Below are 3,183 nucleotides of genomic sequence, written 5' to 3'. Positions count from 1 at the left end.
ATTGGACCATCTTCCTGTTGGAGAACATGTATTGACTGCATATTATGAAGGGGATGACAACTATAGAGGAATATATCTCGATGATACAAGTTTCACTGTCAATGAAACCAATATTGAGATAACTGCATATAATTCATCATATTATTATAATCATTTAAATCCAAGCAAATACAATATCCATGTTATGAACAATGGAGTTCCAGTCCACAGTGGGGATGTCATCGTTACAATAGACGGCTTTAAGCGCAGCGCTACATGTAAGGAGGGCAATGCATATATCTTTGTATTGGAAAAACCCGGAATTTATCAGGCTAACATTGAATATGGTGGAGTCAACATTACCCGTCAAATACATGTCAAATCAACAATAATCGCCAATGACACATTCGCCGGCGAATATGGAAAGTCAAAGGTCTTTGCCACATTCCTTGATTCACACGGCAATATCCTTAAAAATCAGCCAGTGACCTTCTTTGTAGGTGGAAGTGAATATCATGCAACAACAGATGGAAACGGATACATGATTAGTGATGTTGAAGATACTGCAGGGTCTCATGAAGTGGTTTTCATAAACCCGATTACCGATTACCGGCGAGGAATTCAAGGCGTTGATGAATATCACCAAGTCAACTCCTCAAATTGGGTATGTATTGGATGAAAGATCAGATTCATACTCATTTAGAGGCATAGTGTCTCAAGCTACAGGAGGAAGTCTTGTTTACACATTTGGTGGTAAGGCATATGTTGTTAACTATAGAAATGGCTTTTCAGATTTAATTATTCATACAGACCATGCAGGTGAATATACTGTGGACGTGAGATTTACAGGTGATGCAAACCTGAACGCTGTATCCCAGTCATTCACATTAAATCTGATGAACAAGGCAGATATCATAATCTCATATAATGTTGTTGCGGGATATGGTCAGAACAACTTCGTTTCAATCACTTTAATGGATTCTGATGGCTATGCAAAATCATATTCCCGAATTGCAGTAATTGTAAATGGCGCAACCACATATCTCACCACAAATTACTATGGAAGTGCGGATTATTTAATTAACTTGAATGCTGGAACATACACCATTCAATTGAGAAGCGACAATTACGGCTATAAGACAATCACTGCTGTTGTTAAGAAAAGCACACCTGTTTTAAAGGCATCTGCTAAGACATTCAAGCTTAAGGTCAAAACCAAAAAGTACAAGGTTACCTTCAACTTGCCTAAACGTTATCTTAATCACTATCAGCTCACATTAAAGGTCAAAGGCAAAACATACAAGGCATTTACCAATTCAAAAGGTCAAGCCACATTCAAAATCAATAAGTTGAAGAAGAAAGGAACCTTCAAGGCAACCATTAAATTCGCTGGTGACGCAAACCTAAACAGGGTCACCAAGACAGTAAAAATCAAGGTAAAATAATCCATGAAGATTTCTGACTTGTTAAGGAAAGGTTCAGATTATAGTGAAAAATCTATAAGTGAGGATAAGGATTCGCTCAAAGAGATTGCCGAAAATGACCCTGACTATAGGCTTCGCCTTGAAGCGGTCAGGGCAATATCCGATGATGGCCTTTTAAATGAAATAGTGGAGAAGGATTCCAACAGAAACGTAAAGATTGCCGCAGTTGAAAACATCACCAGTCAATATTATCTCGAAAGGATAGCCAAAGGCCATTCCAACTGCCATGTAAGAATAGCTGCCGTCAAAAAAATAGAAGACAAATCCATTCTGCAATATATAATAGATAATGATTCAAACCGGAGCGTCAGAAAAATAGCTTTGGAAAAAATGAAAAAAATTATGTAACGTAATGTTACATAATATGTATCTCTTTTTTAGGCTGCTTTTTACCGTTGTATATATCCAAATCAATTGCCTTGTTTCTGAATGAAACGATAATTGTACAGATTGCATCACCTGTAACGTTTACCGCTGTTCTGAACATGTCAAGGAGATGATCTATTCCAAAGATAACTCCTATTGCCTGTATAGGCAGTCCCACTGAATTGAACACCATTGTCAATGTTACAAGTCCGACGGAAGGAACTCCCGCTGTACCGATGGATGCCATTACCGCAGTGAATATTACGGTCAGCAGTGCGGAGGTTCCAAGATCGATACCGTATGCCTGAGCTGCAAACATTACCGCCACACCCTGCATGATTGCGGTTCCGTCCATGTTTATTGTGGCACCTAATGGAATTGTGAATGAGCTGACGTCACGTGAAACACCCATTTCAGACAATTTGTCCAGGTTCAAAGGTATTGTCGCATTTGAAGTTGAAGATGAAAATGCGAAAAACATGACCGGAATAAACCTTTTGAAGAAATTTATAGGGTTTAGACGTGTGAATATGACAAGCAGTGTCGGATAGACAAGGAAAGCCTGTATCGCCAGACCGATGAGTACGCAGACAAAATATTTTGCAAGTGGCATTATCCCCTCAAGTCCGAGTCCGCCGAATGTTTTTGCCATAAGACAGAATACGCCAATCGGGGCGAATTTCATGACGATTGATGTCATCTCCATCATTATCCTGTTTCCTTCGGTAAAAATCTTGTTAAAGGTTTCTGTTTCTTCCCTTAGTTTTGCCAATATGATACCTATGAGAAGTCCGAATATGATAACGGGCAGCATGTCTCCGCTTGCAAGTGAACTGAATGGATTGTCTGGAATCATACCCAAGATTGTGTCGGGCATTGTCTGATTGATGGTTACGTTGGATGCCTCGGCAAGACCGGTCATTTGCAGGCCTGCACCAGGCTGTAAATAAATGCCAAGCATTAAAGCAATTGTTATTGAACCGATTGTTCGCACATCTGATATTGAGGCAACGCCAACAACGATTGAAAAGAAAACGAGCGGTACAACCAGCATCTTCATTAGCTTGATGAACAGGTTTCCTCCCAGATAGAATACATTGTCCATCAGAACAATATTCTTGATATAAGGGTTGGTTACATAGAAATTCAAAATGAGACCTACTATCAAACCCAGTATCATTCCGATTAGAATCCAATTTCCCAAGCTTATGCTTTTTAGTTTAGCTAACATTTTTTTCCTCATGTTAACTTTTGTAAAAAATAATTAATAAATATATATCTTACTCAAGTGGAAAGTGATTTAATAGGTAACGGTTAATTATACTGTTTTTAAGAGCATATATTCCACACTTCA

4 protein-coding genes are annotated in these 3,183 nt (G+C 38.7%); 3 read left to right on the top strand and 1 reads right to left on the bottom strand.

The genetic code is table 11. From position 1 onward, the window contains the following. The 3 genes from QZN27_RS09725 to QZN27_RS09715 form a co-directional block, all read left to right on the top strand. A partial coding sequence (locus tag QZN27_RS09725) for an Ig-like domain-containing protein (protein ID WP_296787012.1) occupies window positions 1-658 on the top strand: 658 nt, incomplete at its 5' end. Next, window positions 612-1,424 (top strand): hypothetical protein, encoded by an 813-nt coding sequence (locus tag QZN27_RS09720; RefSeq protein WP_296787009.1) that lies wholly within the window; start codon window positions 612-614, stop codon window positions 1,422-1,424. The genes QZN27_RS09725 and QZN27_RS09720, both read left to right, overlap by 47 nt. A 3-nt stretch (window positions 1,425-1,427) precedes the next feature. Beyond that, window positions 1,428-1,811 (top strand): HEAT repeat domain-containing protein, encoded by a 384-nt coding sequence (locus QZN27_RS09715; protein ID WP_296787005.1) that lies wholly within the window; start codon window positions 1,428-1,430, stop codon window positions 1,809-1,811. Window positions 1,812-1,818: 7 nt separating this feature from the next. On the opposite strand, the gene QZN27_RS09710 is transcribed toward QZN27_RS09715, so the two are convergent. Then, complete coding sequence (locus tag QZN27_RS09710; RefSeq protein ID WP_296787003.1) at window positions 1,819-3,072, bottom strand: dicarboxylate/amino acid:cation symporter; 1,254 nt, start codon at window positions 3,070-3,072, stop codon at window positions 1,819-1,821. Window positions 3,073-3,183: the final 111 nt, after the last annotated feature.

It is taken from the genome of uncultured Methanobrevibacter sp. (assembly GCF_900316895.1).
GTDB lineage: Archaea > Methanobacteriota > Methanobacteria > Methanobacteriales > Methanobacteriaceae > Methanocatella.
This window is presented reverse-complemented; position numbering and strand designations above follow the sequence as displayed.

What these genes read in the sequence shown, in the direction of transcription:
- QZN27_RS09720 (WP_296787009.1), top strand. Translation starts at nt 612, where the DNA reads ATGAATATCACCAAGTCAACTCCTCAAATTGGGTATGTATTGGATGAA.
- QZN27_RS09710 (WP_296787003.1), bottom strand. Translation starts at nt 3,072, where the DNA reads ATGAGGAAAAAAATGTTAGCTAAACTAAAAAGCATAAGCTTGGGAAAT.
- QZN27_RS09715 (WP_296787005.1), top strand. Translation starts at nt 1,428, where the DNA reads ATGAAGATTTCTGACTTGTTAAGGAAAGGTTCAGATTATAGTGAAAAA.